Genomic DNA, 20,677 nt, shown 5'->3' with positions numbered 1-20,677 from the left:
GGCGCTTATGGGAACTTTTGTAATAGGCGGATTGTTTTTAGCGATTTTCGCATGGGCTTTTATCCATGCAAGACGTACGTTAAAAAGCGGAAAGTGTGCGGGGTGCAGCAGCTGCTCCGACTCGAAAAAGACGAAGAAATCCGATACTTGCGATATTAAGTTCTAGTCAACTTTGTTAAAGCGCTCTTTGATAAGAAGGGCGCTTTTTTAATTAGACAACAAGCGTTGAGCCCAAAGAGTTCTCGCGAATGTTCAACGCGAGAACACATCAGCGAAAGGCGTTTTGATACGCTGAAAGCGCGTCAAATGTTGTAAACAACAAGCGTTGAGCCCAAAGCGTTCTCGCGAATGTTCAACGCGAGAACACATCAGCGAAAGGCGTTTTGATACGCTGAAAGCGCGTCAAATGTTGTAAACAACAAGCGTTGAGCCTAAAGCGTTCTCGCGAATGTTCAACGCGAGAACACATCAGTGAAAGGCGTTTTGATACACTGAAAGTGTGTCAAATGTTGTAAACAACAAGCGTTGAGCCCAAAGAGTTCTCGCGAATGTTCAACGCGAGAACACATCAGCGAAAGGCGTTTTGATACGCTGAAAGCGCGTCAAATGTTGTAAACAACAAGCGTTGAGCCTAAAGCGTTCTCGCGAATGTTCAACGCGAGAACACATCAGTGAAAGGCGTTTTGATACACTGAAAGTGTGTCAAATGTTGTTGTACGCGCAAAGTGATTTTGCGGTCAACAGCATGCGGCTTTATTGACAATAATTTCTAAAATATTAAAATTAGATGAAAAGCGTTAAAATCGCGTGCAAAAGCAGTTAGAATTAGGTAAAATAGAGGTACGTATATTCTATAGGGGTATAGAAAGAGAGGGGACAATGGAATCGTTAACTAAAAAAATACCCAATGGGTTGACATTGGCCAATCTTTGCCTTGGAGTGGCGTCTATCATGCTCATTACTGAAAACAACGGCACGGCATGGCCGGCGGTTTTTATACTTATAGCCTCTGTGCTGGATACATTAGACGGCAAACTGGCGAGAAGTCTGAACGCTCAGAGTCAGCTCGGCAAGGAATTGGATTCGCTATGCGACTTGGTCACATTTGGCGTCGCACCTGCTGTGATGCTGTGGCACTCGGCACTGTCGAGCTTTGATTCGAGGTTTGCAGTTGTCGTGTTGCTCTACGTGGCCTCCGGTGCGTATCGGTTGGCGCGTTACAACGCTTCAGAAGATTGTACGGTGTTCAGCGGTATGCCCATTACGTGTGGCGGTATCTTGCTCGCCCTGTATTACTTGACTTCTTATCGGTACGACGCGTTGCCGACGGCATTGCTCATGGGCGTTCTCGCGGTGGCTATGGTCAGTCGCGTGCGCTTTAAGCGCATTGACGATTTTAACATGATCTGTCGCATGAGAATCAACTGGACGTATTACAAGTGTAAACGCATGTCTAAAAGAGCGTCTCGATAATTGTCGCGTCGCTCTTTTTTAGTGCGTTAGTGGGCTTTGAGCATCGCCCTGCGACTGTTTTTAAAGGAGATATTTAATGATCAAAGAAAAAAATAAAGGGATTTTATACATCTTAATGTCGGCATTATTCTTTTCACTCATGGCGGTGTTTGTTAAATCCGTTCCTGAAATCCCACTGTCTCAAAAGATGTTTTTCAGAAATTTTATCGGTCTGGTTGCCATTTCAGTGACGCTTTTTAGGAAGCGCGTATCCCTCGTCCCCAAAAACAAACAGCTGATGTTTTTGAGATGTTTGTTCGGGCTTATCGGCGTGGGGCTTTATTACACGGCCATTGCCAAACTCAGACTGGCAGATGCGGTAATCCTCAACAAGCTCTCGCCCGTGTTCGTCATGATTTTCGCCATGGCATTTTTAAAAGAGCATGTGACAGCGAAGCAAAAGATGGCGATGGGGATTGCCATTGCAGGGGCACTCTTGGTGGTGAAGCCGACATTTAACATCGATATGCTGCCGGGACTTATCGGCGTGGGGTCGGCCATGTTTGCAGGGGCGGCTTACACCGTTATCCGAAAGCTTACCGCCTACGATAAACCAGTACTCATCGTCTTCTATTTCTGCTTGTTCTCAAGTGTGGTGATGATACCGTTTATGGCGATTCAGGGCTTTGTTGTTCCCAATGTCTCCCAACTCCTCTTTTTATCGGGAATTGGTGTATCGGCGCTTATTGCCCAACTGTTTATGACCACGGCGTATCAGCATGCACCGGCTTCAGAAATCTCCGTATACACGTATTCAGATACCATTTTCTCACTGTTGTTTGGTGTGCTTATCTGGCGAGAGCTGCCGGATCAGTGGACGCTACTCGGAGGCCTTTGTATCGTTGCGGCCGGGGTACTCAACTACAAAATACAAAGAAACCGTCTTTAGGGGACGGTTCTTTTGTGCTCGAAAACACTTAAATTTACCAAAAGTGGATTCGTATAAATTGAGAAAAGCCCTCAAAACACAAGGTTTTTGGGGGCTTTGCAACATTTGATTGTATTAGAAACGCGTGTAACTGAACGTCTTTTCGAAGCGTTCCCTCAGTTGTTTTTTTACATGTGGAATGCTGTGTTTGCAACCGGTAAGCACTTCAAGAGAAGTGACCCCTCTGTCTTTTAAGCCACAGGGGACAATGGCGTCAAAATCGCCCAATGCGGTGTTGACATTAAAGGCAAAGCCGTGCATGGTAACACCGCGTTTTACGGCGAGGCCAATAGCGGTGATTTTATCGTTGCTGACAAACACACCGGCATTAACGGGATCGCGTCTGGCTTCAATGCCATAACTGTCGTTTAAAAAGTCGATAAACAGCCCTTCCAGTTGGTGGACGAACCGTTTAATGCTTCGTCCGTGATGGCGTTTGAGGTCACAAATAGTGTACCCCACGATTTGACCGGGGCCATGGTAGGTGACGTCGCCGCCACGTTTAATTGACAGGACCTCGTACCCCTTTGCCACGAGCGTTTCTACCGGCATCAAAAGGTGATTGGCGTCGGCGTTTAAGCCAAGTGTAATCACCTTGGGATGTTCCAGTAGAAACAGCGTATCCACAGCACCGTTTTGAACCGATGCCAGCGTCTCTTCTTGAATTTTCAGCGCTTCCATATAGGGGCGCTGCCCTAAGTCTTGATAATGTAATTGCATCGCGCGACCATTTCCTTTACAAAATATTCGTGGAACCGGAGGTCGTCAGTCAGCTCTGGGTGAAAAGCGAGCGCTAACGCGGCCTTTTCCCGCGCGGCGACAGTTCTGCCGTCGTAGTAGAGCAAAGGTGTCACAGAGGCTTCTAAAGCTTCAATATGAGGCGCTCTGATAAAGACGAGGGGAAACGGTTCCCTACCGAGTACAGGGACCACTGCTTTGGCCTCAAAACTTGCAAGCTGCCTGCCGTAGGCGTTGCGTTTTGAAACGATGTTCATTGTTCCCAGTGTCTTTAGTGTACTATTGCTCAGCGTTTTTGACAAGAGAATCAGACCCGCACAAGTGCCCATAACGGGAAGGCCCGCAGATAAATGTCGCCTGAGAACATCGTCGAGCCCAGCATCCCGTAGCTGCTTCACCATGGCGGTGCTTTCGCCGCCGGGGATCACCAAGCCGGAAAGGCCTTCTAAATCCGCCGCTTTTTTGACATAGCAGGTTTCGACGCCGAGTTTAGAAAAGGCGTTGGCGTGTGCTTTAAAAGCGCCTTGAAGCGCCAGTATGCCGATGCTCATTTTAGTAGCCCCTCTCAGACATGCGGTGGTCTGCATCAATTGTATAGACGTTTATGCCCACCATGGCTTCGCCGAGGTCCTCGGAGAGCTCGGCCAGCAGCTTGGCATCCTCGTAATGAGTAACCGCTTTGACAATAGCGGCAGCGCGCTTCTTAGGATCGCCTGATTTAAAGATGCCGCTGCCTACAAAGACGCCGTCGCAGCCCAGTTGCATCATCATAGCGGCATCTGCCGGTGTGGCAATACCGCCGGCGGCAAAGTTGACAACGGGGAGTTTACCTCTGGTATGTACCTCTTTTAAAAGCTCATACGACACCTGCAGTTTTTTTGCTTCGTTGTAGAGTTCCGTGGGGTCCAGTCCTTTAATTCGGCGTATGTCGCGGTTCATCAGGCGCATGTGACGCACTGCCTCAATGACGTCGCCCGTCCCCGGCTCGCCTTTGGTTCTAATCATAGAAGCGCCCTCTTGCAATCGGCGCAAAGCTTCTCCGAGATTCTTAGCACCGCAGACAAAGGGGGTTTTAAACTGGGATTTGTCAATGTGCAGTTCGGGATCTGCAGGGGTCAGAACTTCGCTTTCATCGATGTAGTCGACTTCGAGTGCTTCGAGAATCTGCGCCTCGACAAAGTGCCCGATGCGGACTTTCGCCATAACAGGGATGCTGACAGCGGCTTGTATGTCGCGTATAATGCGCGGATCAGTAGCGCGTGCGACACCGCCGTCTTTTCGTATATCGGCCGGTACGCGTTCCAGTGCCATAACCGCACACGCACCGGCGGCCTCTGCAATAAGTGCCTCTTCAGGCGTTGTGACGTCCATAATGACCCCACCTTTAAACATTTCGGCAAGATTTTTGTTCAAAAAGTACCTTTCATTTTTCATCGTGGTCATAGCCTCCTAGTATTTGTCTTTACAGCCCCATTATAAGCAACCTATTGTCATGTGTAAAACTACAAAAAACAATTAACACACCATGACAGATGAAGAAGTATGAATTTTTTTGGAACTTTTTGAAACGAAAATGCGTCTTATGGGTATAGCATTTAATAGATAGAAAGGGGTTTTTATATGAAAAACATTAAAAAAATATTGGGAATGACAGCGGTGATGATGTTGGCTGTGCTGTTGACAGTTTCCGTACTGCCAGGTGTGGCACAAGCGGATACAGATGTTGAAACAGGTCGTATCAAGGCCAATGGGAAGGCATCTGTGACGGCGACACCAGATGTCGCTTGGGTCAATTTAGGTGTTGAAAAGAAAAGTGATACCGTGGAAAAGGCACAGGCAGATGTAACCAAAGCGATGAACGAGGTTATCGCATCTGTTAAAAAGGCAGGCGTTAAGGAATCAGATATCAAAACAGTTGCTTACAATATCTATCCAAATTACAAGTGGATTGAAGATGAAAGCAGACAGGAAGTCACCGGTTACACCGTTTCACATCAATTGGAAGTTAAAATTGAAAACGTCGACAACTCCGGTAAAATTTTAGACGCTGTCGTCAAAGCCGGTGGCAATAGAGTATCGGGCATTCGATTTGGTTTAAGCAACGAAGAAGCCCTTTATGCCAAAGCACTTGAAGCCGCTGTAAAAGATGCCAAAGCAAAAGCCGGAGCAATGGGCAAAGGCCTTGGCATTACAGAGATGCGTCCGGTAGTAATTACAGAGCAAGGCAACTACTACGCACCGTATATGAGAGCAGAAGCCAACGTTATGGCAGATCAAGCGGTAGAAACAAAAGTGATGTCAGGTGAAATGGAAATTCAAGCAGAAGTGCTGGTTGAGTTCGCTTATTAAATCGCATCTATAGTTGGAGTGTTCAGAAACATGGGAGACGCATTTATGCCTCCCGTGTTTCTTTTTTTGAAAAGCGTTGACATCGGCTACAGTGTCGAGACGCTGAGCAGACAAAAAAACCCCCTCGGCATCGAGGGGGCATTGGACAGACGTTAAAGCGCCTTTTCTTTTTCAGATGTCTCAAACAAATCGAGGTACTCGCTGTACCCTTCGGCTTCCAGAGCTTCATAGGGAATAAAGCGCAATGCGGCACTGTTGATACAATAACGCATGCCGCCGGTAGCTTCGGGACCGTCGTCAAACACGTGCCCCAAATGGCTGTCGCCAACTTGGCTGCGCACTTCAATTCTGACGAGGTTGAGGCTGTAATCCTCTACATATCGTATGTTCTCTTTGCGAATGGGCTTAGAGAAACTTGGCCAACCGCAAGACGCATCGTATTTTTCATTGGAAGTGAAAAGCGGTTCGCCGGTGACAACATCTACATATAGACCCTTTTCAAAATGGTTCCAGTAGTCGTTTTGAAAGGGGACTTCTGTGGCGCTGTTTTGTGTAACAGCGTATTGTATGGTATTGAGCTTTTTTTGAATTTCATCTTTGCTGGGTTTCTTATAGGACAAATCGGACCTCCTTTCTCTCTTCAGTTCAATTTATACCCATAAACCCCAAGGCTACGCTGTTTTTTCTTTCGTTAGTCGAATTAATAAAAAGGCGATGGCGTAGGCGGCACCGGTGACGATAAACGTGGCTTTGAAACTGATGGCATCGACGAAGGCACCGACCACAAGAGGCCCTGAAATCGCAGCCAGTGACGAGGCAAAGTAGTAGAGTCCCGTATAAGTACCGATTTTTTCTTCACTGGTTCTCGAAACAATCATCGGGTAGGAGTTGATGTTGACCAGTGCCCAAAAGAAACCGCCGATAAGCATGAGAAGGATCATGAGCACTTTGTTAAAAGGTAACACCGTCCCAAGTGTCGCCAGACAGAAGAAGATAACCGTGTCACCGAGAAGTCCCACGAGAATGGTGCGCCGTTTGCCCAGCTTAGAGCCGATAAATCCAGCGGGAATAGCTGAGGCCAAGAAAGCCAGAGCAAAGAAGCCGAGGATAAATGAGGCGTCAGCCACTTCAAGCCCTAAAAACTTGACACAGTAGTTGCTGAACGTCGCCTCTACCCCTTGGTAGCCGACAAACCAAAAAAAGATGGCGAAAAGGATGTAGAGGGTTGAGCGGTCGCGATCTGTTAAAATGCTGCGAACGGCGTCGTGCAAGTTGACCCGCTCTTCTTTGCTGTCGACCCCGACTTTTGGTTCCTTGATATATTTCAAGAGCAATCCCAGTGCGGCGAGCATCAGTATCGCCGTTAAAACGAACGGGTAGTTGGGGTTGGCGCGGTAGAGGAAGGAGCCGCCCAACAGGACGAACACCGAGGCGAGACCACCCATAAAGTTGATGATACCGTTGGCTTTACTTCTCAGGGGCGCCGGGGTGATATCGGGCATCAGCGCCACAGTAGGTGCTCTGAAGATGGCCATGGAGAAATTCAACACCGTGATAATCAGCATCAGCGTCCAAAAGGACGTGTGATTGGGGAGCAAGATAAATGTCAAAGCCGACAGTGGAATCCCCACCATCAAGTAAGGCATCCGTCTCCCGAACCGCGTAACCGTTCGATCGCTCATAGAAGCGATAAAGGGAATCATAAACACGGCGAGTAAATTGTCGAGGGTCATAATGGCATTGATTTTAAACTGACTGTCGATAAAAGCGCTGAGGTACGCCGGTACGTACACGTTGTACAGAGGCCAAACCAAGGAGACGGTAAAGAACCCGAGGCCGAGCAAAAAAGTTTTTTTGACATTAAGTTTCAAGCAAACACCTCTCTTTTAAAGCCATCATCTCTTCGACAGAATCGGTGATGATGCCGTGAACACCGGCGTGAATAAGCGATTCGGCAACGGAGACGTCATTGACTGTGTACGTGTTGACTGCAACGCCGTTGAGCAACAGCGCTTTGAGTTTTTCAGGCCTAAGGGCGAGGTAATGTGGGTGGTAGTAGTCGGCATCGAAATGCTTCATGTAAGACCAGGGCTCATAGAGCGATGCGGTTGTGAGCACGCCGGTTTGAACCTTGGCATCCATCTGCTTAAAGGCGGCCAGTGCGTCGTGGTCAAAAGAAGAAAAAATCAGTTGTTCAAGGGGGAGATAGCTGGAGCAGAGTTCGAGCACTTTGGCCTCTATGCCCGGATACAGAGTGCTGCCGGCCTTGAGCTCGACATTGAGGTGGCAGTGTTTGTTCGTCTTGACGATGCACTGGAGAACTTCTGTCAGCGTAGGGATCTTATCGGTATAGCCGTGCGCTGTGATGTCGAGTGCTTTAAGTGCTTTTAAAGGGTGCTCAAAAATGTTGCCGCTACCACCTGCTAAGCCTTCCAGTGAAAAGTCGTGGTAAACCACGAGTTCTCCCTCTTTTGAAAAGTGTACATCGAGTTCGAGACCGTCGGCGCCACATTGAAGTGCGCGTTCAAATGATAGACATGTATTTTCTGGATATTTACTTTTGTAACCGCGATGACCGATGATTTGAGTTGCCATAGTATCGTGTCCTTTCTAAAATTTATATTTTTTTTTATTATTCGTTAAAGCTGTCGCAAAACCCTTTTTAGGTTTTCAAAAAAAATCAGAACCCTTGTAAAAAATGTGTAAAATCAAGGCGCAAAAGCTTTTTCTATTAGGATAATTATACATGTAAGAGATTAATTATTCCATATAAGTGAGTGTTAATAGAGCTTAATATGTGTTAACAAAACGAAAAACTTTTGCTTGAAGAATTATTCTCTCGGCTTTATAATAGAGTAAATGCAACGTTTCTGAGTAGACAAACTATTCAGAAAATTTATAAGAAGGGGGAGGTTTTGTGGCGAAGTATTTACTTAAACGTTTAGTGGCATCCGTCTTAACCATTTTACTCATTGCAACCTTGACTTTTGTAATGATGCGTTCTATTCCGGGAGGGCCTTTTACAAGGGAGCGTCCGGTACCACCGGAAATTATGAAAACGCTCAATGAAAAGTACCATTTGGACGACCCGCTGTATGTGCAGTACCTAGATTACATGAAGGGGTTGCTTACTTTGGATCTCGGGCCGTCGTTTTCTAAGATAGGGACATCGGTTAATGAACTCATTGCAAAAGGCTTTCCGGTATCGGCGCAAATTGGCGGTTTGGCGACGATATTCATTATAGTCTTGGGGATACCGTTGGGGATTATTTCAGCTTTGAAGCAGAATAAACCCGTCGACTATCTCGTCATGTTTATGGCGACGTTTGGCATAACAGTACCGAGTTTTGTCCTGTCGACACTGATCATCTATTTCTTCGCCGGCAAACTGGGTTGGATACCGACCTACGGCAACACAGAGCCGTTCTGGTATATTGGACCGGTGTTGGCGCTCTCGGGGTATTCATTGTCCTTTGTGGCACGTTTAACGCGTTCGAGCATGTTGGAAGTTTTGAGACAGGACTACATTCGGACAGCCCGTGCCAATGGGCTAAAAGAGTATAAAGTCGTTTTTAAACACGCGGTTAAAAACGCTTTAATTCCGGTGGTCACTTATATCGGACCGATGATAGCAGCCATATTAACTGGGTCGTTTGTCGTCGAGAAAATCTTTGCCGTTCCGGGCATGGGCCGCTATTTTGTCGAGAGTGTTACGAACAGGGACTACACCACGATTATGGGCATGACGATTTTATACGCGTCGTTCTATATTGTGATGATTCTCATCGTAGACATCGCCTATGGCTTTATCGACCCAAGAATAAGACTCGGAAAGGAGAAGTAGACAATGGCGGAACAAAAGTTTGTGTTTTTAGATGCGCAGCAACAGGACAAAGAAATCTCGAGACCGAGTTTGACCTATTGGCAAGACGCATGGCGTCGTCTTAAGAAACATAAGATGGCGATGGTGGGGATTGTGACCATTATTCTTATTGTACTCTTTGCCGTCATTGGCCCCTTTTTGACGCCGGTGACGTATTCTGACCAAAGTATTTTTAGAAATTTACCGCCGAGCATCGACTATTATCGCACGGCAGACGGTATAAATCTCTATTTATCAAAAGATTATAACATGTTTCTCATCGATGACAGTGGACATTTTGTCGAGCGTTTGGAACAGGTAGATAAGGACATCATCAACAAAGTTTATACCTATGCTTACGGCGAGGGCGATGCCGAGTTGATTGAGCTGGATTTTTCCTACAACACCGTTAGAGGTAAAGAGGGGTACGATTACGATTATACAGTGACGTACAAAGGGGAAACACTGCTGTACACCAACGAGAGTTCGTGGAACAAGTCGTATCCGTTCGGTACCGATAACTTGGGCCGTGACATATTGACCCGCGTCATGTACGGCACGCGTATCTCTTTAATCATTGCACTTGTCGCCACCATGGTCAACCTCTTTATAGGCGTGGTCTACGGCAGTATCGCCGGTTTTGAAGGCGGTTCTGTGGACAACGTCATGATGCGTATCGTCGATATCATCAACTCTGTTCCACTGGTACTCTACGTTATCTTGCTCATGGTCACATTTAGAGAGAGTGACGGTTTGACCAACATCATTATCGCACTGGGCAGTGTGTACTGGGTCTCCATGGCCCGTCTCGTTCGCGGTCAGATGCTCTCCATTAAAGAGCAAGAATTTATACTGGCTGCGCGGGTTATAGGGGTTCCTAAAAAGAAAATCATTATGCGGCATCTCATTCCCAACGCTATGGGACCGATTATTGTTTCAATGACCATGATGATTCCAAGCGCGATTTTTACAGAGGCGTTCTTGAGTTTTATCGGCCTTGGCGTTCCGGCGCCGCTGGCATCACTTGGAACACTTGCAAACGACGGTCTCGCCGGTCTCTTGACCTATCCGTACCAACTGTTCATCCCTTCTTTGACCATTGCTGTTATGATGCTGGCCTTTAACTTTATAGGCGACGGTTTAAGAGACGCACTCGATCCGAGATTAAGAAAGGGGTAGACAGTCATGAAGATATTAGAAGTCAAAAATTTAAATACGTCTTTTTTCACGCATCTCGGCGAGGTACAGGCCGTCAGAGGAAACTCCTTTTCTATGGAAAAAGGCGATATACTGGGGATTGTCGGGGAGTCCGGCAGTGGCAAAAGTGTCACAGCCCTTTCGATTATGGGGCTTATAGAACATCCCGGGAAAATTGTTTCCGGTGAAATTTATTTTAACGGCGAGTTGATTTCCCAAAAATCGAACTCGGAAATGAGCAACATTAGAGGCCGGGACATCTCTATGATTTTCCAAGACCCTATGACGTCGCTCAACCCGGTGTTTACTATTGAAAACCTCATGGTGGAAGTCATTATGCGCCACCAAAAGGTCAGTAAAAAAGTGGCGCGAAAAATTGCCATTGACAAACTGAAAATGGTGGGTATTCCCGAACCTGAAAAGCGCATTTTCTCTTATCCGCATGAGTTTTCAGGGGGTATGAGACAGCGGGCGATGATCGCGACGGCACTCTCTTGTAACCCACATTTGCTAATTGCAGACGAACCGACGACAGCGCTAGATGTGACGATTCAAGCGCAAATATTGGAGATTCTCAGAGATTTGTCTCAGGAAATCGACACGTCGATTATCATCATTACCCACGACCTCGGTGTCATCGCTGAAACGTGCAACAAGCTCATCGTCATGTACGGTGGCATGATTATGGAAACCGGTGGTGTGGAAGAAATTTTCCACAGTCCTCAGCACCCGTACACGCGCGGGCTGATGAACTCCATTCCAAAGATGAACGTCAAGCAAAAAGGGCGACTGGAGCCGATTCCGGGATCGCCTCCAGATCTTTTGAACCCGCCGAAAGGCTGTCCGTTTTCGACGCGGTGTCCGCATGCGATGCAGATGTGCATAGAAGAAATGGCACCTGTGTACAAAATCACCGAAACACAGACATCGGCTTGCTGGTTGTTACACGAAGATGCCCCAGAAGTAGAGGGATACAAAAGAGGGAGTGAACGCTATGACGGATAAAAGACCTTTATTAAAAGTCAACGGCTTGAAAAAACATTTTCACGTTAAGACGCCTATGTTTCAAAAAACGCCGAATTTACTAAAGGCCGTAGACGACATTTCTTTCACGATTTACAAGGGGGAGACTTTCGGCCTCGTCGGTGAATCCGGCTGCGGCAAGTCGACCACGGGTCGGTGTATTGTGCGGCTGTACAACCCTACTGCCGGAGAGATTATATACGACGGCGAAGACATCGCCGAACTTTCAGATAAGCAAATGCTCCCGTATAGAAAGAAAATTCAAATGATATTTCAGGATCCATACGCTTCGCTCAACACGCGTATGACAGTTGCAGATATCATTGGCGAGGGCATGGAGATACACACAACTCTTAGAGGGGCGGAAAAAGAAAAGCGGATACACGACTTGCTTCAAACAGTTGGGCTGAAAAAAGAGCATGCAGGGCGTTACCCACACGAGTTTTCAGGCGGGCAAAGGCAGCGTATTGGGATTGCGCGAGCGCTGGCCATTGAGCCGGAATTGATTATCTGCGACGAGCCGATTTCGGCACTAGATGTTTCCATTCAGGCGCAGGTAGTCAATATGCTGGAAGACTTGCAGGAGGAACTGGGGCTGACGTATTTGTTTATCGCCCACGACCTCTCTATGGTCAAGCACATCTCCGATCGCATCGGGGTCATGTACCTCGGGAATATGATGGAGATTGCCACCAGTGAAGCGCTTTACGATAAGCCTCTGCATCCCTACACACAAGCGCTTCTGTCATCGATTCCGGTGCCTGACCCGACGGCGAAGCGCGAAGACCGCATCGTCCTTCAAGGCGATGTCAAAAGCCCGATTAATCCGAAAGAGGGGTGCCGGTTCAGCACGAGGTGTCGCTATTGCATCGACAAGTGCAACGACGTGACGCCAATGCTTAGAGAAATTGAGCCGAACCATTTTGTCGCCTGCCATCGCGTAAAAGAGCTCAACGCATTGTAGGCACCTGACCTCAGTAATTTGGGTTGCTTTTAAGAGGTGGCCTTGATTAATAATAAGAAGGAGGAGAATATGAAACGCATTTTATCACTTTTATTGGTTTTTGTTCTAGTGAGTGCCCTGTTTGCCGGCTGTTCAAAAGACGGAGAAGAAACAGGTGGGGTAGATCCGTCAATTGAGCAAGTGCTCAAATGGAATGTCGGTGCAGACCCTAAGACCATCGACCCGACGCTCAACGGCGCGAGCGACGGTGGCGACGTTATCAATCAGACGTTTGAAGGGCTTACAAGAGAGCGCAGCGGTGAAGTTCAACCGGGTATCGCAGAATCTTGGGATGTTTCTGAAGACGGTTTGACCATCACTTTCCACCTGAGAGAGTCGAAATGGTCTGACGGCAGCGACTTGACGGCAAATGACTTCGTCTACGGTTGGAAGCGCGGTATGGATCCTGCCACAGCGTCTGAGTACGCTTGGATCTGGGAATACACCAATATCGTCAACGCTTTTGAAGCCGTTAACGGCGAAGCGTCACTCGACGATGTCGGCATCAAAGCAGAAGACGACCACACACTGGTCGTAAACTTGTCGACACCGACAGATTACATCGTCAGTTTGCTTTCTTTCTACCACTTCATGCCGATTAAGCAATCTGCAGCAGAGTCAAAAGCAGACGGCCTATGGGCAAGAGACCCTGAACTCGCCGTTTCAAATGGTCCATTTGTTTTAACTTCTTATGAAATCGGTAAAGGTCTCACCCTTGAAAAGAACCCGAACTATTGGAACGCTGAGAACGTTAAGCTCGACCGCATCGAGGCCGTGTTTGTCGACGAGGCATCTACTGCCTACCAAGCGTACCAAAATGACGAACTTTACTTCTTACCAAGTGTTGCGGTGCCAACAGCTGAAATTCCTAAGTTGATTGCAGAGTCCAGCGAATTCTACGTGTACCCATTGTTAGGTACTTACTACTACAACTTCAACCTCAACTTGGATCTCTGGAAAGATCCAAACATCAGACGCGCTTTAACATTGGCCATCGACAGAGAGCTGATTTGTGAAACAAAAGGCGCCGGTGAAATTCCTGCAGTGGGTATGGTACCTCCGGGATTCAAAGATGCAGACGGTAACGATTTCTTTGAAACCGCAGGGACTTACGGCATCGTAACAGATGGTAGCAAAGTTGAAGAAGCACAAAAATTACTCGCTGACGCCGGCTATCCAGGTGGCGAAGGATTCCCTGAATTTACAATTATGTACAACACTTCAGAGGGTCACCAACTCGTCGCTGAAATGATTCAAGAGATGTTTAAAACCAATCTCGGCATCGAGACAAAACTTGAAAACCAAGAGTGGGCTGTATTCCAAGATACGCGTAAAGTAGGCGACTACGAGTTCGCAAGAGGCGGCTGGTTGACAGACTTTATGGATCCAAGTGGTTTGTTAAGTATCTTCACAACAGGCAATGCGTACAACGATCCGAAGTTCAGCAATGCCGAATACGATCAATTGCTCTCTGAGTCTTCTAAGACAAGGGGCAAAGAGCACTTTGACTTGCTCTACAAAGCGCAAGACATCTTGATGTCAGAACTACCGATTATGCCGATTTACCACTATTCTGACTACATGCTTTCAAAAGATAAAGTTAAGGATTGGGACAGATCTGTTCTCGGTACAATCGACTTTAGTACAGCCTATATAGGCGAATAGTGTTTTCAACTGTCCCTTCCTAAAAGAACTGCTCCACCTTCTTTGGGGAAGGGACAGTTTCTGTTTATGAACAATTTATCGAAATTAAATGAATTTTCTAACGGAAACTTGATTAATCATCATCAAATTGGCTATAATATGAATATAACATACGATAGGGGGTGGTTTGATGAACGTATACAATCCAAGTTCAAGTTTATCCAATATGTGGCGTGCGTACAACAACATGCCGAGTAAAACCACTGCACTAGACCGAATCGTAGAAAAAGAAAAAGCAGCGAGAGAAGCGACTCTCAACCGAGCGATAGCAGAATCAAAGAGTAAAGACCATATAAAATCAAAAATAGTAGAGCCCGGATTTTTTAAAAGATTTGACCAAGCAAAGGCCCAACGTGCAGCGAATACTAAGGAAACCTTGCAGGCGTTTAAACGGTTCCAAGGCAAGGGCATGAAATTTGATCGATATGCTTGATGGCCATGAGTTTTTTTCAAAATTAACTAAGCATGAAAAATGACTAGTACAAGTCTCAACGAGTTGTCCTAGTCATTTTTATATGCTTTTTTTCAATTTGGCGACGCAAGTGACAAACATAGCCTTCAGACGGCGGTGCGCAATCGCTATATGACTTTTTCAACACCTTCTTAGGGAAACCCTCAATGGCAGCTCCAATCGGCATTTTTCCAGGAGTTCGGCATCGGTCATTATGGTCTCTTTGTCACCATGCCCCACCATTTCACCGCGGTGCATGACATAGACGTAGTCGCAAACGTCGTAAATCAAATCCATGTTGTGGCTGGACAATATGATTTTTTTCTCTTGGGCGGTCAATTGACGCATGAGGGCAATCATATCTCTGCGCATTTGAGGGTCCAGGCCTGTTTCCGGTTCATCCATTAAGAGCACATCGCAGGACAGGGCGAGAACCCCTGCGATGGCAATGCGCTTTTTCTGGCCGAAACTCAAGTACTGAATCGGACGCTCTTTCAGATGAAGGCCGTCGACGGCTCTTAGAGCGTTATCTGTAATGTCTGCCACAGTCTTTGCATCGTACCCTAGGTTCCGTGGGCCCATGGACACATCTTGAACGACATCGTTGTAGAAGAGTTGGCGCTCAGGGTCTTGAAAGACGAGGTTGATGGCGCGCCTCAATTGCTTGAGGGCAGCTTTCGAGTAGGTGAGGGGCGAACCGTTAAAATAAAGAGCGCCCGATTGAGGCTTCAACAGGCCGAGCAGGCATTTGAAAAAAGTGGATTTTCCGGCGCCGTTGGCGCCGATAACGCCTATGATATGGCCATTGCTTAAATCAAAATCGACCTTTTGAATGCCGATTGTACCATCGGGGTATTGAAGGGAGAGCCCTTCGCATTTAATCATATAAACCTCTTTCTATTGAAATCCTCTCAAAGACATGGCGTCTTCTAAATCGTTAAATCGTGCAAAAACGCGTAAAAACAAAGTCCCCAGTGTCAGACTCAGTGTTTGAAACACATTTTTAGCTGAAAAAAATCCGAAGCGCATCTGTTGTGCAGTTATCATGTCCGCGGCCTCTTCAATGAAGATAAAGATGAACCGGTAGCAGAGCTCATAGAGTTCTATAAACGCGTCTGGCAGATGCAGTTTTTTTAGAAACTGAGTGAAGTGGTGCATAGGCATTGTGAGGCTGATACTCAGCAGAATCATCAAAGCGCTAAGAGAGCGAACAAAAGTTATGAGTGTTTCTTCTAGCCCTATTTGAAAAAAGATGATTACACAGGAAAAGAACACAAAACTCATAGGGAAGAGCACGAGGAGGGCAAGCTGTTTAAAGGTGATGCGCGTTAACCCTAAAATCAGAAAAGAGGCGCTTAAAATAAGCGCCCCGTAGAGCCATAAATTTTCTATGCTGAGACTTAAGACGAGCAGTGCCAAGTTGGCGCCAATGCGCAAGTTTGGGTAGACGTTCTTGCCCTTGCTCTGGTTGGCGAGGGCATCGATTCTAAGCATGCTTTTTCCCTTTTAGTGTGCCGAGGTAAAAGGCAATGGTCGACGACCCCGCTACGGCAAACAGCGTAAAGAGCAAGCTTTCGATTTCGCCACTTGGCGGTTCCCAAAGCGGTTCAAACCACGGCTCGTAATTTGGGTCGATGGTGGTAATCATTTCTTCCGCTTGACCGTCTGACCCTTCAAAGGCACCACCGGAATTGATCAATAGCGGCGTGGCGATTAAAATGACAAACAAGATCAGTAATAAGCCGTTTTTCTTCATGAGCGTCCTCCTTCGAGCACAGGGAATTGTTTAGAGTCGGCAATTAAGTTGAATACGACAATGGTAAGTAAGCCCTCGGCAACGGCAACAGGCAGTTGTGTCAACATAAAGACGCCCATAAACTTACCGGCTGCGGCGATAAAGCTGTCACCGGGGAACGCGGCGCCAAGTTGAAAACTGGTGACGAGATACGTCGCCAAATTGCCCACAACAGCGGCGATAAAGATGTTGATCTTTTGTCCGACGCCCATTTTCTTTAAGAGTTTGTAGAGACCGAAGGAAACAAACGGTCCGACAACAGCCATACTGACGGCGTTAGCGCCTAAAGTGGTAATGCCGCCGTGGGCAATTAAAAGTGCCTGCATTAAAAGGACGACAGTACCGATGGCCACCATTGGCAGTGGTCCGAGCAAAATGGCACCGAGCCCCATCCCCGTCGGATGTGAGCAACTGCCGACAACTGATGGGATTTTTAAAGATGAGAGCGTAAATGCAAAAGCAGCCATCAGTGCAAATAAGAGTTTGTTGGATGCGTTGGCGCTAAATTGTTTTTTCATGGCGGCGATGCTCATGATAAAAAACGGTGCAAAAATGGCGTACCAAATCAGTGTCCAAAACTGTGGTAAAAAGCCTTCTGCAATGTGCATAGCGGTGCTGCTGCCGAGCAGCGTGTTCAGTGACGACATAAAATCCTCCTTATACTTCAATCGACTTCGCCAGAGGGGACAGTTTTATGACCGGCAAAAAGCATTGCCGAATAAACAACCGCGTTGTTTAAACAAAAAAACACATCCACAAGGGATGTGTTCATACATTCAAAATGACTGTACCCGTAAACCTCCCTCCGAAGCTACATGTTCTAACGTTACGGCAGGTCTCCTGGCTCGGAAATCATCCTACTTTCTCGCCTTCCCGATGCTGTGCATCAGTGGCCGTGAGAGTTCGTACTTCCTTACAGTAGCGGGGGCTGCTGAGGACTTTCACCTCATTCCCTTTTAACTTGTCGATTTAAGACAAGACCGGTAACTAAATATATGATGACATATTGTTAACAACATGTCAACTATTTTGAGCAGATCTGTGATAAGATAAAAGCAGTGTTAACGAAATTCGGGGGGATAAATAACGATGTTTTTTTTAATTTTAGCAACGATGTGTAGCGCCGCCATAGCGCTGATTTTCAAGTTTACTGAAAGTCGGGAGACAAACCGCTACGCCATTACCAGTGCCAACTACTTCTTTGCCAGCGCGGTGAGTCTGGCCATGGTCTTACAGCAAAAACTGTATGCCTTTGAGGTTTCAGGGGACGGACTTGTTACGGCGTTCACAAGTGCAGTGCGCGGTGACGAGGTAATGGGCGCCGCCGGAAGTTTTTACTTTGCCTTAGCTTTCGGCGGGGTGAGCGGCATCTTTTTCTTCTTGTCGTTTGTCTTTTACCAACGCTGTGTTAAGCAGTATGGCGCGGGGCTCTCGGGAACATTTGCGAAAATGGGCATTTTAGTGCCGATGGTACTTTCACTGGTGTTGTGGAAGGAACTTCCCACGACACTTCAATGGTTCGGCATCGCACTGTCGTTGATGGCAATTGTCGTGGTCAATGTGTCAAAAAATAAGGCACGGCGATTTAATTGGCAAGCGGGTCTGCTGTTGCTGTTCACCTTTGGGGGCCTAGCGGAGTTCTCCACAAAGGTGTTTCAAAAATACGCTTTAACGGCCTATAAAGACGTCTTTTTATGCGCTGTCTTCTTTGTCGCCTTTGTTATCAGTGCCCTGTATTGCTATGCGACGAAGAAAAAGGTTGTGATGAGAGACATTCTGCTGGGCTTTTGTGTCGGACTGCCCAACTTGTTTTCATCATACTTTTTAATTTTAGCACTTGAATCGGTGAAGACATCGGTGGCGTTTCCGCTTTACAGCGCCGGGAGTATTGTATTGATTACCCTTGGCAGCCGCCTGCTCTTTGGAGAAGCGGTACCGACAAAAAACAAATGGGCCATTGGCCTAACTGTGGTGGCATTGGCTCTATTAAACGCTTAGAAAGGGGTGTGCACGATGAAGCTCTATCGTCTTATGGGGATTTTGCTCATGCTGGAAAATTACAATAAAATGACGGCTAAGCAGCTGGCTGAACACTTTGAAGTGTCCGTGCGCACCATTTACAGAGACCTCGATGCTTTGTCTATTGCCGGCTACGATATTGTAACCGAGTCCGGCACAGGCGGCGGCATATGGCTACAGAACAAAGGGGTTAAAGTCAACAGCTTGGAATCCGATGAAATGCAAAAACTGGTTCAGATGCTCGCTCTGGAGAGAAGTGAAGACGAAAACTTGGCCTTGCGGTTCAGGGCGCAGCTTCCTGAATCGGCGAAACAGGCTTTCGACAAGCTTTCAAGTCGAATTTTGCGCGACGAAAAAGACTGGTATGGGCGCGCACAGGTGACAAAAGGGCATTTAAAGTGTCTTCAAGAGGCCATCGTGGCGCAGAATAAAATACGCGTCGATTACGACAGCTACGGCAACACCAGTGTCGATCGCATCTTGCATCCACTTGGTCTCTGTGAGAAGAGCGGCAAATGGTATTTGGTGGCTTTTTGCGAGCTTAGAGAGGCCTACCGGACGTTTATGGTGGGGAAGTTTAAGGCACTCTCCGTGCTCGACACCTGCTACGCCCCTCATGAGGCATTTGATATGAGCAGCTATTGGGCGACCAATACAGAAAACTACAACCAAAGACAACCGCGACCTGAAGACAGCAGTGCCATGCGCTACCCTGTAACCCTTCGCTGCGATGGGTACACACAGGGCGCACTGAGTGTTTTCAATACAGTGCCACTTGAAGAAGGGGTGTACTGTGTGGATTTTGTCAGCGAGTCGATAGCTTATCAACAGCTGTTACCGTATTGTGAGACGGTGACAGTTCTCGCGCCGGAAGCACTTGTTGAACGCTTTCGCCTTTTGGGTAAATTATTGACGACAAAATACCCCCTCACTGACAGATAGGTGTCAGCAATAGGGGGCTATAATAACGTTAAGACCCTAACAAAAAGGATTAAGGAGGCGTTTATGAAACACGAAGTGATTCAAATGGAAGAGAAGATTATCGTCGGCATGGAATACCGCGGTAAGAACGAGCACGATGAAATCGTCGATCTTTGGAAAGTTTTTATGAAGCGTTTTGAAGAAATTGACGGTTATCATCCTGAAATTATGTACGGTTTGTGTTACATGACCGATAAGCCCGGTGAATTCGGTTATTTGGCCGGTGTCGAAGTCAAATCCACAGAAGACATCCCAAGTGGCATGATTGCCAAAACGTTGCCAGGGCGACGCTATGCGAGCTTTTTGTTTGAGGACGAGTTGTCTGCAATGAAAGCGTTTTGGGATAAGATTTACAGAACTTACTTACCGGCAAACAATATGAAAATGGACTTTGGGGTCAGTTTTGAACTCTATGATGAGCGGTTCCCGAAGACCGGTGCCTGTGATATTTGCATACCGGTACAGGGACTTTAATCAAAAACATCTGATAAAAGCACTTCGAGTGAGTGCCTATGAAATACCGCTCTACACGATGGGCGGTATTTTTTTGGATTACTTTAAGGCTTCTAAGTACTGCTCGGCAGCCGCTTGAGGGGGCGATGTCTCAGAGGCGACAAAGAGTCGACTTGAATCGGGGTCAAAAAGAAAGCGGTCGCCCACCTGCTCATAAAAACAGAGGATGATTTCTTTATCGAGTGCAGTGATGTCGATGAGCCCAATTGGACGGTGGGTAGCGCCACCGAACTGTGAGGTACCGACTTCATAAAGTGTCATAGAAGCACCATTGTAGCTGGCGATTTCAACCGGCAAGATTTTACCGTCAATCGTCGCAGTGCCTTTGAAACTTCGAAAACCGAGGAGCGTATAAGTGCGTTCACCGCTGAGCGTCAGTTGAGCAGGCTCCGGCGGACGGCTGCTGTTTAGCGTCAAAAAGACGCCGTCGTATGTTTTTTCAAGCGATCGATGCCATGGAACGTTGGGGAGTAGGGCACCGAGAACAAACAGACAAATAATTAAAACTGTTTTTTTCTTCATAAGTTACCACCTCTTTCGACAATTTATCTTGGTGTGTCTCTACAACGATTATAGCGATAAGTCATAAGTCTTGTAAAGTT

At 47.0% G+C, this 20,677-nt stretch carries 24 protein-coding genes and 1 riboswitch; of the genes, 13 read left to right on the top strand and 11 right to left on the bottom strand.

Going from position 1 to position 20,677, the window contains the following annotated elements:
- The first annotated feature begins 7 nt into the window (after positions 1-7).
- From ACR6HW_RS07540 to ACR6HW_RS07530, 3 genes are all read left to right on the top strand, one after another.
- Positions 8-166 (top strand): FeoB-associated Cys-rich membrane protein, encoded by a 159-nt coding sequence (locus ACR6HW_RS07540; RefSeq protein ID WP_455730537.1) that lies wholly within the window; start codon positions 8-10, stop codon positions 164-166.
- 713 nt (positions 167-879) lie between these two features.
- On the top strand, positions 880-1,473 hold the full coding sequence (pssA, locus tag ACR6HW_RS07535; protein ID WP_455730536.1) for a CDP-diacylglycerol--serine O-phosphatidyltransferase: 594 nt from the start codon (positions 880-882) through the stop codon (positions 1,471-1,473).
- A gap of 76 nt (positions 1,474-1,549) precedes the next feature.
- Positions 1,550-2,401 carry a DMT family transporter gene (locus ACR6HW_RS07530; RefSeq protein ID WP_455730535.1) on the top strand — a complete coding sequence of 284 codons (852 nt, stop codon included), beginning with the start codon at positions 1,550-1,552 and terminating at the stop codon, positions 2,399-2,401.
- 114 nt (positions 2,402-2,515) lie between these two features.
- Here ACR6HW_RS07530 and lipB read toward each other — a convergent pair whose 3' ends face one another.
- From lipB to pdxS, 3 genes are read right to left on the bottom strand one after another with little or no spacing between them, the layout of a single operon-like run.
- Entirely contained in the window at positions 2,516-3,160 is a 645-nt protein-coding gene (gene lipB / locus ACR6HW_RS07525) for a lipoyl(octanoyl) transferase LipB (protein WP_455730534.1), read from the bottom strand.
- A complete protein-coding gene (pdxT, locus tag ACR6HW_RS07520) occupies positions 3,136-3,729 on the bottom strand; it encodes a pyridoxal 5'-phosphate synthase glutaminase subunit PdxT (RefSeq protein ID WP_455730533.1) in 594 nt (197 codons plus the stop codon). The genes lipB and pdxT overlap by 25 nt, the downstream gene beginning before the upstream one ends.
- Before the next feature lies 1 nt (position 3,730).
- Positions 3,731-4,612, bottom strand: coding sequence for a pyridoxal 5'-phosphate synthase lyase subunit PdxS (pdxS, locus tag ACR6HW_RS07515; RefSeq protein ID WP_455730532.1), 882 nt, complete (start codon positions 4,610-4,612; stop codon positions 3,731-3,733).
- Positions 4,613-4,798: 186 nt separating this feature from the next.
- On the opposite strand from pdxS, the gene ACR6HW_RS07510 reads away from it, so the two are divergent.
- Positions 4,799-5,527 (top strand): SIMPL domain-containing protein, encoded by a 729-nt coding sequence (locus tag ACR6HW_RS07510; protein ID WP_455730531.1) that lies wholly within the window; start codon positions 4,799-4,801, stop codon positions 5,525-5,527.
- A gap of 152 nt (positions 5,528-5,679) precedes the next feature.
- On the opposite strand, the gene msrB is transcribed toward ACR6HW_RS07510, so the two are convergent.
- Genes msrB through ACR6HW_RS07495 form a run of 3 tightly spaced genes read right to left on the bottom strand, consistent with a single transcriptional unit; the run spans position 5,680 to position 8,122 of the window.
- Positions 5,680-6,147, bottom strand: coding sequence for a peptide-methionine (R)-S-oxide reductase MsrB (gene msrB / locus ACR6HW_RS07505; protein ID WP_455730530.1), 468 nt, complete (start codon positions 6,145-6,147; stop codon positions 5,680-5,682).
- A 51-nt stretch (positions 6,148-6,198) separates the two neighbouring features.
- The gene (locus tag ACR6HW_RS07500) at positions 6,199-7,398 is read right to left on the bottom strand and encodes an MFS transporter (protein ID WP_455730529.1); all 1,200 of its coding nucleotides are present in this window, start codon (positions 7,396-7,398) and stop codon (positions 6,199-6,201) included.
- Complete coding sequence (locus ACR6HW_RS07495) at positions 7,388-8,122, bottom strand: glycerophosphodiester phosphodiesterase (protein WP_455730528.1); 735 nt, start codon at positions 8,120-8,122, stop codon at positions 7,388-7,390. Before ACR6HW_RS07495 ends, ACR6HW_RS07500 begins: the two co-directional genes overlap by 11 nt.
- A gap of 322 nt (positions 8,123-8,444) precedes the next feature.
- Between ACR6HW_RS07495 and ACR6HW_RS07490 the strand changes: the two genes are divergently transcribed.
- From ACR6HW_RS07490 to ACR6HW_RS07465, 6 genes are all read left to right on the top strand, one after another.
- The gene (locus tag ACR6HW_RS07490; protein WP_455730527.1) at positions 8,445-9,371 is read left to right on the top strand and encodes an ABC transporter permease; all 927 of its coding nucleotides are present in this window, start codon (positions 8,445-8,447) and stop codon (positions 9,369-9,371) included.
- A 3-nt stretch (positions 9,372-9,374) separates the two neighbouring features.
- Entirely contained in the window at positions 9,375-10,568 is a 1,194-nt protein-coding gene (locus ACR6HW_RS07485) for an ABC transporter permease (protein WP_455730526.1), read from the top strand.
- A gap of 6 nt (positions 10,569-10,574) precedes the next feature.
- Complete coding sequence (locus ACR6HW_RS07480; RefSeq protein ID WP_455730525.1) at positions 10,575-11,591, top strand: ABC transporter ATP-binding protein; 1,017 nt, start codon at positions 10,575-10,577, stop codon at positions 11,589-11,591.
- Positions 11,581-12,573, top strand: coding sequence for an ABC transporter ATP-binding protein (locus tag ACR6HW_RS07475; protein WP_455730524.1), 993 nt, complete (start codon positions 11,581-11,583; stop codon positions 12,571-12,573). Before ACR6HW_RS07480 ends, ACR6HW_RS07475 begins: the two co-directional genes overlap by 11 nt.
- Before the next feature lie 69 nt (positions 12,574-12,642).
- A complete protein-coding gene (locus ACR6HW_RS07470; protein ID WP_455730523.1) occupies positions 12,643-14,277 on the top strand; it encodes a peptide ABC transporter substrate-binding protein in 1,635 nt (544 codons plus the stop codon).
- 169 nt (positions 14,278-14,446) lie between these two features.
- Entirely contained in the window at positions 14,447-14,749 is a 303-nt protein-coding gene (locus tag ACR6HW_RS07465) for a hypothetical protein (protein ID WP_455730522.1), read from the top strand.
- Between the two features lie 159 nt (positions 14,750-14,908).
- Here the strand turns inward: ACR6HW_RS07465 and ACR6HW_RS07460 are convergent, their stop codons facing one another.
- The 4 genes from ACR6HW_RS07460 to ACR6HW_RS07445 are packed head-to-tail and all read right to left on the bottom strand — an operon-like array spanning position 14,909 to position 17,209.
- Entirely contained in the window at positions 14,909-15,652 is a 744-nt protein-coding gene (locus ACR6HW_RS07460; protein ID WP_455730521.1) for an energy-coupling factor ABC transporter ATP-binding protein, read from the bottom strand.
- A gap of 12 nt (positions 15,653-15,664) precedes the next feature.
- Positions 15,665-16,261, bottom strand: coding sequence for a CbiQ family ECF transporter T component (locus ACR6HW_RS07455; RefSeq protein ID WP_455730520.1), 597 nt, complete (start codon positions 16,259-16,261; stop codon positions 15,665-15,667).
- The gene (locus tag ACR6HW_RS07450; RefSeq protein WP_455730519.1) at positions 16,254-16,523 is read right to left on the bottom strand and encodes an energy-coupling factor ABC transporter substrate-binding protein; all 270 of its coding nucleotides are present in this window, start codon (positions 16,521-16,523) and stop codon (positions 16,254-16,256) included. The genes ACR6HW_RS07455 and ACR6HW_RS07450 overlap by 8 nt, the downstream gene beginning before the upstream one ends.
- Entirely contained in the window at positions 16,520-17,209 is a 690-nt protein-coding gene (locus ACR6HW_RS07445; protein WP_455730518.1) for an energy-coupling factor ABC transporter permease, read from the bottom strand. Before ACR6HW_RS07445 ends, ACR6HW_RS07450 begins: the two co-directional genes overlap by 4 nt.
- Positions 17,210-17,375: 166 nt before the next feature.
- Positions 17,376-17,562, bottom strand: a riboswitch (cobalamin riboswitch).
- An 89-nt stretch (positions 17,563-17,651) separates the two neighbouring features.
- Between ACR6HW_RS07445 and ACR6HW_RS07440 the strand changes: the two genes are divergently transcribed.
- The 3 genes from ACR6HW_RS07440 to ACR6HW_RS07430 all read left to right on the top strand — a co-directional run bounded on the left by ACR6HW_RS07440 (position 17,652) and on the right by ACR6HW_RS07430 (position 20,036).
- The gene (locus ACR6HW_RS07440; RefSeq protein WP_455730517.1) at positions 17,652-18,560 is read left to right on the top strand and encodes a hypothetical protein; all 909 of its coding nucleotides are present in this window, start codon (positions 17,652-17,654) and stop codon (positions 18,558-18,560) included.
- A gap of 15 nt (positions 18,561-18,575) precedes the next feature.
- The gene (locus tag ACR6HW_RS07435) at positions 18,576-19,523 is read left to right on the top strand and encodes a helix-turn-helix transcriptional regulator (protein WP_455730516.1); all 948 of its coding nucleotides are present in this window, start codon (positions 18,576-18,578) and stop codon (positions 19,521-19,523) included.
- Between the two features lie 63 nt (positions 19,524-19,586).
- Complete coding sequence (locus tag ACR6HW_RS07430; RefSeq protein WP_455730515.1) at positions 19,587-20,036, top strand: GyrI-like domain-containing protein; 450 nt, start codon at positions 19,587-19,589, stop codon at positions 20,034-20,036.
- Positions 20,037-20,114: 78 nt separating this feature from the next.
- On the opposite strand, the gene ACR6HW_RS07425 is transcribed toward ACR6HW_RS07430, so the two are convergent.
- Positions 20,115-20,597, bottom strand: a complete 483-nt coding sequence (locus ACR6HW_RS07425; protein ID WP_455730514.1) for a hypothetical protein — start codon at positions 20,595-20,597, stop codon at positions 20,115-20,117.
- Between the last annotated feature and the right edge of the window lie 80 nt (positions 20,598-20,677).

This window comes from Fusibacter sp. JL298sf-3 (assembly GCF_053842995.1).
Note: the sequence above shows the minus strand (reverse complement) of the source record. Positions and strands in the feature narration are given on the sequence as shown.